The organism is Streptacidiphilus monticola (assembly GCF_042658505.1).
GTDB lineage: Bacteria > Actinomycetota > Actinomycetes > Streptomycetales > Streptomycetaceae > Streptacidiphilus > Streptacidiphilus monticola.
Genome location: NZ_JBHSQJ010000157.1, coordinates 26,519 through 38,600 on the forward strand (window position 1 = coordinate 26,519; position 12,082 = coordinate 38,600).

General features: G+C 73.0%; 11 protein-coding genes. 8 read left to right on the forward strand and 3 right to left on the reverse strand.

Features of this window, described 5'->3' with window-relative positions; all coding sequences use genetic code 11:
• Positions 1–62: 62 nt before the first annotated feature.
• From ACFP3V_RS29720 to ACFP3V_RS29740, 5 genes are all read left to right on the forward strand, one after another.
• Positions 63–425: a histidine triad nucleotide-binding protein gene (locus ACFP3V_RS29720; RefSeq protein ID WP_380590202.1), complete on the forward strand. Its 363-nt coding sequence runs from the start codon at positions 63–65 to the stop codon at positions 423–425.
• 17 nt (positions 426–442) lie between these two features.
• Complete coding sequence (locus ACFP3V_RS29725; protein ID WP_380590205.1) at positions 443–1,354, forward strand: ribonuclease Z; 912 nt, start codon at positions 443–445, stop codon at positions 1,352–1,354.
• A 198-nt stretch (positions 1,355–1,552) separates the two neighbouring features.
• Positions 1,553–3,610, forward strand: coding sequence for a PhoH family protein (locus tag ACFP3V_RS29730; RefSeq protein ID WP_380590230.1), 2,058 nt, complete (start codon positions 1,553–1,555; stop codon positions 3,608–3,610).
• A 14-nt stretch (positions 3,611–3,624) separates the two neighbouring features.
• Positions 3,625–4,113 carry an rRNA maturation RNase YbeY gene (gene ybeY, locus ACFP3V_RS29735; RefSeq protein WP_380590208.1) on the forward strand — a complete coding sequence of 163 codons (489 nt, stop codon included), beginning with the start codon at positions 3,625–3,627 and terminating at the stop codon, positions 4,111–4,113.
• The gene (locus ACFP3V_RS29740; RefSeq protein ID WP_380590211.1) at positions 4,110–5,465 is read left to right on the forward strand and encodes a hemolysin family protein; all 1,356 of its coding nucleotides are present in this window, start codon (positions 4,110–4,112) and stop codon (positions 5,463–5,465) included. The genes ybeY and ACFP3V_RS29740 overlap by 4 nt, the downstream gene beginning before the upstream one ends.
• Before the next feature lie 359 nt (positions 5,466–5,824).
• Here the strand turns inward: ACFP3V_RS29740 and ACFP3V_RS29745 are convergent, their stop codons facing one another.
• Both ACFP3V_RS29745 and ACFP3V_RS29750 read right to left on the reverse strand, forming a co-directional pair.
• Complete coding sequence (locus ACFP3V_RS29745) at positions 5,825–6,118, reverse strand: hypothetical protein (RefSeq protein WP_380590214.1); 294 nt, start codon at positions 6,116–6,118, stop codon at positions 5,825–5,827.
• Positions 6,115–6,438, reverse strand: coding sequence for a hypothetical protein (locus ACFP3V_RS29750; RefSeq protein ID WP_380590216.1), 324 nt, complete (start codon positions 6,436–6,438; stop codon positions 6,115–6,117). Before ACFP3V_RS29750 ends, ACFP3V_RS29745 begins: the two co-directional genes overlap by 4 nt.
• A 383-nt stretch (positions 6,439–6,821) precedes the next feature.
• Here ACFP3V_RS29750 and ACFP3V_RS29755 point away from each other — a divergent pair, with 383 nt between their 5' ends.
• Positions 6,822–8,027 (forward strand): M20 metallopeptidase family protein, encoded by a 1,206-nt coding sequence (locus tag ACFP3V_RS29755; protein WP_380590219.1) that lies wholly within the window; start codon positions 6,822–6,824, stop codon positions 8,025–8,027.
• Here ACFP3V_RS29755 and ACFP3V_RS29760 read toward each other — a convergent pair.
• Entirely contained in the window at positions 8,003–9,001 is a 999-nt protein-coding gene (locus ACFP3V_RS29760) for an Lrp/AsnC family transcriptional regulator (protein ID WP_380590222.1), read from the reverse strand. The genes ACFP3V_RS29755 and ACFP3V_RS29760 overlap by 25 nt on opposite strands.
• 110 nt (positions 9,002–9,111) lie before the next feature.
• Here ACFP3V_RS29760 and ACFP3V_RS29765 point away from each other — a divergent pair, with 110 nt between their 5' ends.
• Together ACFP3V_RS29765 and ACFP3V_RS29770 are read left to right on the forward strand one after the other, a co-directional pair.
• Positions 9,112–10,515 (forward strand): MFS transporter, encoded by a 1,404-nt coding sequence (locus ACFP3V_RS29765; protein WP_380590225.1) that lies wholly within the window; start codon positions 9,112–9,114, stop codon positions 10,513–10,515.
• A gap of 49 nt (positions 10,516–10,564) precedes the next feature.
• Complete coding sequence (locus ACFP3V_RS29770) at positions 10,565–11,758, forward strand: M20 metallopeptidase family protein (RefSeq protein ID WP_380590227.1); 1,194 nt, start codon at positions 10,565–10,567, stop codon at positions 11,756–11,758.
• Positions 11,759–12,082: the final 324 nt, after the last annotated feature.

Genomic DNA, 12,082 nt, shown 5'->3' on the forward strand with positions numbered 1-12,082 from the left:
TCGCGCCCCTGGCGGGGCCGCTAAAGTGCCTTGCGTATCGGACGTTCACGTGGGAGGCGACCATGGCCGGTGAGGCCCAGGCGGACTGCCTGTTCTGCAAGATCATCGCTGGGGACATCCCGTCCACCAAGGTCCGCGAGACCGAGACCACCTACGCCTTCCGGGACATCAACCCGCAGTTGCCCACCCACGTCCTCGTCGTCCCCAAGGCGCACTACCCCAACGCCGCCGCCCTCGCCGAGGCCGACCCCGCGCTCGCGGGCGAGGTGCTCGCCGAGGCCGGGCGCGTGGCCGAGCAGGAGAAGGTCGTCGAGGGCGGCTACCGCCTGATCTTCAACACCGGCTCCGGCGCCGGGCAGACCGTCTTCCACGCCCACGTCCACGTCCTCGGCGGCGGCAAGCTCTCCGAGACCCACCTCGTCTGACCGGCCGTCAGCACCCCATGAGCGCACGCGAACTCGTCGTCCTGGGCACCGCCAGCCAGGTGCCCACCCGGAACCGCAACCACAACGGCTACCTGCTGCGCTGGGACGGCGAGGGCGTGCTCTTCGACCCGGGCGAGGGCACCCAGCGGCAGATGCTGCGCGCAGGCGTCAGCGCCCACGACATCACCCGCATCTGCGTCACCCACTTCCACGGCGACCACTGCCTCGGCCTGGCCGGGGTGATCCAGCGGATCAACCTCGACGCCGTCCCCTGGCCCGTGGACGTGTACTACCCCGCCAGCGGCCAGCGGTACTTCGAGCACCTGCGCCACGCCAGCGCCTTCCGCGAGCGCGCCGAGCTGCGCCCGCAGCCGATCGACGACAGCGGCGAGCTCAAGGCTGAGGGGGCCCCCTTCACCCTCGACGCCGTCCGGCTCTCGCACCCCGTCGACTCCTTCGGCTACCGCATCACCGAAGCCGACCGCCGCTCGATGCTGCCCGAGCGCCTGCGCGACCTCGGCATCGCCGGCCCGGCCGTCGGGCGCCTGCAGCGCGAGGGCCGCCTGGAGCTCCCCGGCGGGCGCACGGTCACCGTGGAGGAGGTCAGCGAGGTCCGGCGCGGCAAGCGCTTCGCCTTCGTCATGGACACCCGCCTGTGCGAGGGCGTCGAAGCCCTCGCCGAGGGCGCGGACGTGCTCGTCGTCGAGGCCACCTTCCTGCACCGCGACGCCGCGCTGGCCCAGGAGCACGGCCACCTGACGGCACGCCAGGCCGCCGAGACGGCTGCCGCGGCGGGCGTCGGGACGCTGGTGCTCACCCACTTCAGCCAGCGCTACCCGGACCTGACGGAACACCGCGTCGAAGCCGAGGCGTTCCACCAGGGTGAACTCCACCTCGCCGAGGACCTGATGCGGATCCCGTTGCGGTAGCCGAAAAGCACTGGCGACCCCGCTGCCGCAGGCGGAACATCGGTGTTCCCGCCAAACCGTCCGAAGTAGGCTTCTCCGTGAAGACCCGGACCCGATAGAGAAATGGGATGAGGCAGGCCGAAGCGCCGACCCATGACTTCCACGAACTCTGACAACCCGCAGATCCAGGCGCGCATCGTTATTCCGGAGAAGCACCCGATGGTGACCGTCCTCGGCACCGGGGACTCGCTGCTGCGGGTGATCGAGAAGGCCTTCCCGAAGCTGGACATCCACGCCCGCGGCAACGAGATCACCGCCACCGGCGACGCCGCCGAGGCGGCCCTGGTCCAGCGCCTCTTCGACGAGATGCTGCTGGTGCTGCGCACCGGTCAGCCGCTCACCGAGGACACCGTGGAACGGTCGATCGCCATGCTCCGGGAGGGCACGGCCGCGCCGTCCTCCGTCTTCACCGCGAACATCCTGTCGAACCGGGGACGTTCGATCCGGCCGAAGACGCTCAACCAGCAGAACTACGTCGACGCCATCGACAAGCACACCATCGTCTTCGGCATCGGCCCGGCCGGTACCGGCAAGACGTACCTCGCGATGGCCAAGGCGGTGCAGGCCCTCCAGGCCAAGCAGGTCAACCGGATCATCCTCACCCGCCCGGCAGTCGAGGCCGGCGAGCGCCTCGGCTTCCTGCCCGGCACGCTCTACGAGAAGATCGACCCCTACCTGCGGCCGCTCTACGACGCCCTCCACGACATGATCGACCCCGACTCGATCCCGAGGCTCATGGCCGCGGGAACGATCGAGGTGGCGCCACTGGCTTACATGCGGGGCCGGGCGCAACCGGTCTTCACGAAGGTGATGACCCCCGACGGCTGGCGGCCGATCGGCTCGCTCCAGGTGGGCGATCTGGTCGTCGGCTCCAACGGCGAGCCGACGCCTGTGCTGGGCGTCTACCCGCAGGGCGAGAAGGACGTCTACCGGGTCACCGCACAGGACGGGTCCTGGACCCTCGCCTGCGGTGAGCACCTGTGGACCGTCCGGACCGCCTCCGACAAGCGGCGCAACAAGCCGTGGCGAGTCCTGGAGACCCAGGAGATGATCGGCAGGCTCCGCGCGGCGCGCGCCCGCCGCTACGAACTGCCGATGCTGACGGGCCCCGTGCAGATGCCCGAGCGGCCGGTCCCCATGGACCCCTACGCGCTGGGTCTGCTGCTCGGCGACGGCTGTGTCACGGGGCGGACCACCCCTGGGTTCGCAACGGCGGACCGGGAGCTGGCGGAGTCCCTGCAGGCCGCGCTTCCCGGCGTCGAGGTCAAATGGCGCGGCGACTACGACTACACGCTCAGGCGGGTGCGCGAGGCCGGCGACGTCGTCACGCTGGAGAACCCGGTCACCCGGGCGATGCGCGAGCTCGACCTGCTGGGCGGGCGCTCGCACACCAAGTTCGTTCCCGAGGTGTACCTCCACAACGCCGCCCATGTCCGGCTGGCGTTGCTCCAGGGTCTGCTCGACTCGGACGGCGGACCGGTGAGCCAGGCAGGACGCAGCTGCCGCATCCAGTACACGACCACGTCGATCCTGCTCCGGGACGACGTGATCGCCCTGGTCCAGTCGCTCGGCGGCGTGGCGTACACCCGTCGCCGCCCGGCGCTCGGCCGCAAGCCGGGCAGGGCCAAGGGCCGGGACGTGCGTTACCGCCACGACGCCCACATCGTCGACATCCGCCTGCCCGAGGACGTCCAACCCTTCCGGCTGCAGCGCAAGCTGACGAAATACCAGCAGTCGGGCGGCGGTGGCCGGCCGATGCGGTTCATCGACAGCATCGAGCCCGCCGGGCGCGAGGAGACGGTGTGCATCCAGGTGGCCGCAGCCGACTCGCTCTACGTGACCGAGAACTACCTGCTCACGCACAACACCCTCAACGACGCGTTCATCATCCTGGACGAGGCGCAGAACACCAGCGCCGAGCAGATGAAGATGTTCCTGACCCGGCTCGGGTTCAACTCGAAGATCGTGGTCACCGGTGACGTCACGCAGATCGACCTGCCCGGCGGGACCACGAGTGGTCTGCGGGTGGTGCAGGAGATCCTGGACGGCGTCGAGGACATCCACTTCTCTCGCCTGACCAGCACCGACGTGGTGCGGCACAAGCTCGTCGGCCGCATCGTGGACGCGTACGGGCGTTACGACGCCGAGCAGGAGCGGCTGGAGCACAAGCAGCCGCGCAAGAAGATCGACAACCGCAAGCCCAAGCGAGAAAGCTGAGCCCCGCACCCGCCATGGCGATCGACATCAACAACGAGTCCGGCACCGAGGTCGACGAAGAGGCGCTCCTCGACGTCGCCCGGTTCGCGCTGGACCGGATGCGCATCCATCCGCTGTCCGAGCTCTCCGTCATCGTGGTGGACGAGGAGGCCATGGCGGCGCTGCACGTGCAGTGGATGGACGAGCCCGGCCCGACGGACGTGATGTCCTTCCCGATGGACGAGCTGCGTCCGGGCAAGGAGGACGAGGAACTGCCGCAGGGCCTCCTCGGGGACATCGTGCTGTGCCCGGAGGTGGCTGCCAAGCAGGGGGCCGCGAACGGGCACTCGATGGACGCGGAGCTCCAACTCCTCACCGTGCACGGCGTGTTGCACGTCCTCGGCTACGACCACGAGGACCCGGAGGAGGAGCGGGAGATGTTCGGGCTGCAGAAGCGCATCCTGGACGACTGGCGCGCCTCGCGTGGTGAGACCGGGCCCTCCCCGGCCCCGACGACCCGATGAGCGGCAGTAGTACCAGCTTCCTCGTCGGCGCCGTGCTGCTGGTCGTCTGCGCCTGGCTGGCGGCCTGCGCGGAGGCGGGGATCTCGCGGGTGTCCCGGTTCCGCGCCGAGGAGGCGCTGCGCAGCGGGCGCCGGGGCGCCCAGCGGCTGCTGCAGATGGCCTCGGACCCGATCCGGTACCTGAACCTGGCCACGCTGATCCGGGTGACCTGCGAGATGGCGGCGGCGGTCTTCGTGACCGTGGTCTGCATCCGCTCCTTCCAGGAGATGTGGCAGGCGGTGCTGGTGTCGATCGCGGCGATGGTGCTGGTGTCCTTCGTGGCCACCGGGGTCTCGCCGCGCACGATCGGGCGCCAGCATCCGCTGAACTCGGCGACGGCGGCCTCGTTCGTGCTGATCCCGCTGGCGCGGGTGCTGGGCCCGATCCCGCGCCTGCTGATCCTGCTGGGCAACGCGCTCACGCCGGGCAAGGGCTTCCGCGAGGGCCCGTTCGCGTCGGAGGCGGAGCTGCGGGCGCTGGTGGACCTGGCGGAGAAGGACGACCTGATCGAGGACGAGGAGCGCCGGATGGTGCACTCGGTCTTCGAGCTGGGCGACACCATCGTCCGCGAGGTGATGGTGCCGCGGACCGACCTGGTGATGATCGAGAAGACCAAGACGCTGCGTCAGGCACTGACGCTGGCGCTGCGGTCGGGCTTCTCGCGGATCCCGGTGGTGGGCGAGAACGAGGACGACGTCGTCGGCATCGTCTACCTCAAGGACCTGGTGCGGCGGACCCATGTGAACCGGGAGGCGGAGTCGGACCCGGTGTCGTCGGTGATGCGGCAGGCGACGTACGTCCCGGACAGCAAGCCGGCGGCGGATCTGCTGCGGGAGATGCAGCGGGACCGCAAGCACGTGGCGGTCGTCATCGACGAGTACGGCGGCACGGCCGGACTGGTGACGATCGAGGACATCCTGGAGGAGATCGTCGGCGAGATCACCGACGAGTACGACCGCGAGACGCCCGCCGTGGACCTGCTGGCCGACGGCACCTTCCGGATCACAGCCCGGCTCCCGGTGGAGGAGCTGGGGGAGCTGTTCGGCATCGAGCTGGAGGACGAGGACGTCGAGACGGTGGGCGGCCTGCTGGCGAAGGCGCTGGGGCGGGTCCCGATTCCCGGCGCGAGCGCGGAGGTGGCGGTGCCCGAGGACGAGGAGCTGCCGATCGCCGCGATCCGCCTGACGGCGGAGAGCACCGCCGGGCGGCGGAACCGGGTGGACACCCTGCTGGCGGAGCCGATTCCCCGCCACCGGCGGGGGGACGAGGACAGGGACAGGGACGACTCCGAGCAGGGCGTGGAGTCGGACTGATCCCGCGGGGGCGCGAGGATCCCCCACCCTTCGGGGGTGCCCCCAGCGCGACCAGCCCACCACTCGGGGAGGTCCGACCCGATCTGCGGGACGAACCTCCGCGGGTGGTGGGCTGGTCGCGCTGGGGCACCTCCCGCACGAAGGGTGGACGATCGTCGCGCCCCTGACGGGGCGGCTGGCGCCGCAGGCGCAGGCCCAGGGCGACGAGGAGGCCAGGGCGACGAGGAGGCCCAGGGGGGCGACGGCGAGGGCGTCGGCGGTGAGGCCGAGGCGGACGCCCGAGAGGATCGTGGGGCGGGTGGAGGCGAGCGCGGACAGCAGGGAGACGCCCAGCGTGATCGCGACCTGCTGAGTGGTCGTCACCAGGCCGGTGGCCTGGCCCTGTTCGTCGTCCGGGAGGCTGGACGTCGCGGTGACGTTGGAGGAGACCACGGCGGCCATGTGCGGGACCCTGCGACCGCGCCGAGGACCAGGAAGGTCCAGGTGCCTGCCGCGCCCTGACCGATCGTCAGCATCGCCGCGGTGAGGACGGCCTGCAGCAGCAGGCCGGTGGCCAGGACGCGGGGCGCGCCCAGGCGGGAGACGGCCCGGGGGACCAGCGTGCCGGTGACGGCACAGCTGACGCCCATCGCGCCGAAGACGAGGCCGGTCACACCGGGGACAGGGCGTTGACCTGCTGCAGGTAGAGCGTGCCGACGAAGACCACCACGGCGGTCGTCATCGACAGGGCGGTCAGCCCGCCGAGGTTGCCGGACAGGACGGTCGGGCGGCGCAGGATGCGCAGGGAGACCAGCGGTTCGGCGGTACGGGACTCGATGGAGGACGAAGGCCGTGAGCAGCACCGCGGCCGCGGCCAGTGTGCCGAGGACGTCGCCGTGGCCGGAGCCCTGCTGGGCAGCAGCGGCGGACAGGCCGTAGCTGAGGGCGAGCAGGCCGCCGGTGACGGTGACCGCGCCGGGGACGTCGATGCCACGCAGCTGCGGGTACCGGAGCGGCCCGACCTGACGGTGGTGCTCCACAACCCCGAGCCGGGCGCGGACACCGCCACCCGCCTGGAGTGGCTCGCCTACCCCGGACGCCCGCCGCGCCTCGCTCCGCCCGGTCGCCGGCTGACGGCGCGAACATGCAGGAGGGGCGCCCCGCGGACCAGTTTCCTGCGTTCCCCTTTCGAGCTCCGGATCGGTAGCACTCTCTTGGAGGAGCGAGGCTGCACCCACATCCGGCTCCGCCACGCGCACGCCGGACACGGCGGCCCGACCTCCGCGCGTGGTGGGGGAGTCGCGCCCATACGGCGGAGCCGGACACTGTCCGCAGGCTCGCGCCCCTGAGAGAGTGCACCTGACCGAGGAGCGAAGAGTGAAGGAATCCGCGGAAGCGTTGCGGGGTGAGCTGGTGGCCCTCCGCAGGAGTCTGCACCGGGAGCCCGAGCTGGGGCTGGAGCTGCCGCTGACGCAGTCGAAGGTGCTGGCCGCCCTGGAGGGCCTGCCCCTCGAACTGGCCACCGGCAAGCGGCTCAGCTCCGTCGTGGGCGTGCTCCGGGGCGGGCGTCCCGGCGGAGCAGTCCTGTTGCGGGCGGACATGGACGCGCTGCCCGTGCAGGAGAACCCCGGGCTGGAGTACGCCTCCGCCGTTCCGGGGGCGATGCACGCGTGCGGGCACGATCTGCACACCGCCGCGCTCGTCGGGGCGGCCAAGCTGCTCGCGGAGCGCCGTGACGAGTTGCCGGGCGACGTGGTGTTCATGTTCCAGCCGGGGGAGGAGCGCGGCGGCGGGGCCCAACTGATGATCGACGAGGGGGTGTTGGAGGCCGCGGGCAAGCCCCTGGACGCCGCCTACGCGCTGCACGTGGGGGCCGCGCTGCTGCCGCACGGCTGGGTGGCCACCCGGCCGGGGCCGATCATGGCGGCGTCCGACACCCTGGCCGTCGTCTTCCGGGGCCGGGGCGGGCACGGGTCGATGCCGCACACCGCGCTGGACCCGATCCCCGCGGCCTGCGAGGCGGTGACGGCGTTGCAGGCCATGGTGACCCGGCGGTTCGACGCCTTCGACCCGGTGGTGCTCACCGTCGGCAGCTTCCATGCCGGCACGGTGGAGAACGTGATCCCCGACGACGCGGTCTTCTCCGCGACGGTCCGGTCCTTCTCGCCGCAGGCGCGGGAGTCGGTGCGGCAGGAGTCGGTGCGGGTGGTGCGCGGTATCGCGGCGGCGCACGGGCTGGAGGTGGAGGTCGAGTTCCGCGAGGGGTACCCGGTGACGGTCAACGACCATGCCGAGGCGGCCTTCGCTGAGCGGACGGCGCGTCAACTCCTGGGCGACGACCGGTACGTCGAGGTACCGCACGCCATCGCCGGCTCCGAGGACTTCGGTGTCGTCGGCGAGCAGGTGCCCTCCGCCTACCTGATGCTCGGGGCCTGCCCGCCCGAGCTGGATCCCTTCACGTCGGCGTACAACCACTCGCCGGAGGCCCGCTTCGACGACGCGGTGCTGCCGGACGCGGCCGCGCTGCTGGCGAGCCTGGCGTGGAACCGGCTTGCGGCTCAGACCGGGTCCAGCGGTACGTAACCGCGGCTCTGCCCGGCCTCGTTGAGGACGTGGCCGACCAGCTTGGCCGTCCGCAGCGTGACCTGGCGCTGCAGTGCCCGGACCTCGGGGAAGCGGGCGGACAGCTCGCGTTCCACCCGGCGGGTCTCCTGGATGTGGTGAGTCATCACGTAGACGGCCAGATTGGCCGTGCCGAGGGTGACCGCGCACATCCGGGTCTGCGGCATCTCGCTCAACCATCCTGCTACTGAGGGCAGTTGGTGTCCGGGCGCGTCCAGCCACAGCATCGTCCCGAGTGGGTGGCCGGTGAGTGCGGGGGAGGCGTCGCAGCGCAGCACGAGGCGTCCGGAGTCGCGGAGGTCGGCCAGGCGGCGGCGCAGCGTGGTGGGCGGCAGGCCGGTGCGGGCGGCGAGTTGGGCGTAGGTGGCGCGGCCGTCGGCGCCGAGGGCCTGGGCCAGTGCCAGGTCCTCGCGCCAGGCGCGGCTGCGCTGGGCGGGGGCGGGGAAGGACGGGCGGTCGGCGATGGCCGCGCGCTGCCCGGCGTCGAGGGCGCCGTCGTGCCAGCGGCTGCCTTCGCGCAGGGTGCGCTCGACCAGCGAGGTGCGGGTGCGCAACACGCCGGGTACGGTGGCGAGTTCGCCGAGCAGGACGCGGGAGAGGCCGTCCGTGCCGAGGGCGGCGACGGTCAGCAGCAGGTCCGCTCCGCCGGTCGTCACCTCGACCGTGGCGACCCAGGGGCGGCGGCTCAGCTCGGCGGCCGCCTCCCGTACCTGTCCTGCGGCGCACTCCACCTGCACCAGGGCGGTCAGCCCGGTGCCCAGGCGGTCGGCCGAGGGGTAGCAGGTGACCCAGGCGTCCCCGGTGGCCCGCAGCCGGGCCCAGCGGCGGGAGAGGGTGGCCGGGTCCACGCCCAGCGGCCGGGCGAGGCGGGACCACGGGGCGCGGGGGTCGAGCCGGAGGGCGTCGACCAGGGCGAGGTCCAGTTCGTCGATCATGGTTGATCCGTGCAGCGGCGGGCGGGCGGCTGCCGATCCGTGCGGTGCGGCTCCATGCCCGACGAGGTTAGCCATTCTGTCCGCCACACCACGTACCCAGGGAGTCTGCAATGGTGCGTCCTGCCCGCGTCGTGGCCCTGCTGGTGCTGCTGGAATTCGCCAGCGGCCTCCTCCAGGGCGGCTTCCCGGTCCTGCTGCCCGGCCTCGCCGACCGGCTGCACCTGAGCGCCGGCGACCAGTCGCTGGCGACCGGGATCGAGTTCCTGGTCTCCGGCATGGCGGTGCCGCTCACCTCCCGGCTGGGGGACCTGCAGGGGCACCGGCGCTGGCTGCGGATCACCCTGGCGCTCACCGTCCTCGGCTGCACGCTGACGGCGCTCGCGGACTCGCTCGCGGTGCTGCTGGCCGGGCGGGTGCTGGCCGGGTTCCTGTCCTGCTGGCTGCCGCTGGAGTTCGCCATCGTCCGGGACCGGGTGGGCGAGGAGCGCAGCGGACGGGTCATCGGCCAACTGGTCGGGACGCTGACGCTGGGCAGCATCCTGGGCGCCGTGGCCGTCGGCCAGGCGGGGTCCTCGGCCTCGGCGCTGCGGCTGGTCCTGTGGGTGCTGGCCGTGCTGCCGCTGCTGGGTCTGGCGCTGGCGTGGCGCGGCGTCCCGGACTCCCGGGTGCGCGCGACCGGACGGCTGGACTGGCTGGGCGCCGGCCTGCTCTCGCTGGGACTGAGCCTGCTCTTCGCCTGCCTGGGCGGACTGGGGCTCGGGGCCCCGGGGACGGCCGGGCTGCTCGCGGGCGCGGCGGTCCTGCTGGTCCTGTTCGTCCGTCAGGAACTGCGCAGCGCGACGCCGTTGGTGGACCTCCGGGTGCTGGCCGGGCGGGCGACGGCGCCGGTGTTCGTGCTCAGCTTCCTGCTGGGCTGCGTCCTGTACGGGGCGCAGGCGCCCACCCGCAGCTTCCAGGCCGCCGTGCCGGCGCAGGCCGGGTACGGGCTCGGGGCCGACAGCCGCCTGCTCGGCCTGCTCACCCTGCCGTCCGTGCTGGGCGCGCTGCTCGGCGCGGTGACCGCGGACCGGCTGGGCCGCCGGTTCGGGGCGCGGCGGGTGCTGGCGGCGTCCTTCGCCCTGGCGGCGGCGGGATACGGGTGCATCGCGCTGCGGCACTCCTCGGCCGCCGGGTTCGTGCCGACGGGTCTGCTGGCCGGCTACGGGGGCGGCCTCGGACTGGCGCTGCTGCCGGCTCTGCTGATCCAGCGTCTGCCCGCCGAGCAGACGGGGATCGGCACGGGCGTCTACAACACCCTCAAGACCCTGGCCGGTGCCGTCACCGGCGCGGCGGGCGCGGCCCTGCTGGACGCGGAGCTGCTGCGGGCCGGCGTGCCTGACGAGGGAGCGTACGTGGCCGTGTGGGGAGCCTGCGCGCTGCTCAGCGCGGTCGGCGTGCCAGTGGCCCTGGCGCTGCGCGGCGCGGGGCGAGGCGGGGGTGACCGGGTACCCGCCGAAGTGGTACAGCTTGGCTGACCGACCGTGACCCGGTCGCCCGAGTGGGACTTCGTGGGAGGGACACACCTTGACCGACCTGCGCGCATCCGCCGCCGCCATCCAGCCCGAACTCGCCGCGCTGCGCAGGGCGGTGCACCGCGACCCGGAGATCGGGCTCGACCTGCCCCGCACCCAGGCCCGGGTCCTGGAGGCGCTGAAGGACCTGCCGCTGGAACTGACGACGGGTCAGCGGCTCAGCTCGGTGACCGCGGTGCTGCGCGGCGGCCGTCCCGGCCCGACGGTGCTGCTGCGCGGCGACATGGACGCGCTGCCGGTGCAGGAGACGTCGGGGCTGGAGTACGCCTCCGCGGTGCCGGGCGTGATGCACGCCTGCGGGCACGACCTGCACGTGGCGGCGCTGGTCGGAGCGGCGCGGCTGCTGGCCGAGCGGCGGGAGGAGCTGGCGGGGGACGTCGTCCTCATGTTCCAGCCGGGCGAGGAGGGCCAGGGCGGCGCGGCCGTGATGATCGAGGAGGGCGTGCTGGAGGCCACCGGCAGCCTGCCGGTCGCGGCCTACGCCCTGCACGTCTCCTCCGCGTACGTCGGCGGTGGGGTGGTCACCTCGCGGCCCGGCCCGGTGATGGCGGCCGCCGACACCCTGCGCGTCGTGATGCGCGGCCGCGGCGGCCACGGCAGCGCCCCGCACGCCGCGCTGGACCCGGTCCCGGCGCTGTGCGAGGCGGTGCTGGCGCTGCAGACGATGGTGACCCGGCGCTTCGACGCCTTCGACCCGGTGGTGGTCACGGTCGGGGACCTGCACGCGGGGACCATCAACAACGTCATCCCGGACGACGGTTACTTCGAGGCGACGGTGCGGTCCTTCTCGCCGCAGGCGCGGGAGGCGGTCAAGCGCGAGTCGCTGCGGGTGGTGCGCGGGATCGCGGAGGCACACGGTCTGGAGGCCGACGCGGAGTACCGGGAGCTGTACCCGGTGACGGTCAACGACGCGGCGGAGGCCGCGTTCCTCGCCGCCACGGCGAAGGACCTGCTGGGCGCGGACCGCTGGCTGGACATGCCCCAACCCCTGGCGGGCGCCGAGGACTTCTCCTACGTGGCGGAGCGGGTGCCGTCCGCCTACTTCTTCCTGGGCGCCTGCCCCGCCGACCGCGACCACGCCGACGCCGCCTACAACCACTCGCCGGAGGCCCTCTTCGACGACGGCGTCCTCGCGGACGGCGCAGCGCTCCTCGCGGAGCTGGCCCTCCGGCGCCTGGCCCGCTGACGCTCCGCCAGGAGCGCCCCGCCCGCACCCGGTCGCTGACGCTCCGTCAGAAACGCCCCGCCCGCGCCCGGCCGGCCCCCGCCCCGCGCGGGCGGGGCGGGCCCTGCGGGCACCCGGCCCTGGGGTGCAGATGCCCGCACGGGTCGGCGCCCCGGTCAGCAGCGTCGCGATCCCCGGCGTAAGACGTCGGCGTGGCCAACGCCGGGGGCAGGCATTCCACGCCGCCCGCAGGCGCCGGGGTGACCGCATGCCCGGTGGCTGCCGCCCGGCTGGCCAGGCCGCGTGCGGCCTTCGGGGGCTGGGGAGCTCCGGCCTTCGGGGGCT